This window comes from Sulfitobacter sp. CW3, from assembly GCF_019392245.1.
Taxonomy (GTDB): Bacteria; Pseudomonadota; Alphaproteobacteria; order Rhodobacterales; family Rhodobacteraceae; genus Sulfitobacter.
The window spans coordinates 1-275 of record NZ_JAHXRL010000183.1; the positions used below are offsets into that span (position 1 = coordinate 1).

Here is a 275-nt window from a genome sequence, read left to right on the forward strand (position 1 = left end):
CGACGAGGCGGTGTCGGCCCTCGACGTCGCGATCCAGGCGCAGATCCTCAACCTCCTGGCCAAGCTCCAGGCGGAGCGCGGCCTCGCCTACATCTTCATCTCGCACGACCTCGGCGTCGTGCAGCATCTCTGCGACGAGGTCGCGGTGATGTATCTCGGCCGCATCGTCGAGCAGGCGCCGACCCGGACGTTCTTCTCCGCCCCGCGCCATCCCTACAGCTGGTCGCTGATCTCGGCGGCGGTACCGGCCGGTCCGGCGCGGGATGCCCTGAAGG

The 275-nt window shown here is 69.5% G+C and carries 1 pseudogene; it reads left to right on the top strand.

What is annotated here, in order from left to right:
* Positions 1 to 275, top strand: a pseudogene (locus KZZ06_RS20700) (peptide ABC transporter ATP-binding protein); the annotation flags it as partial.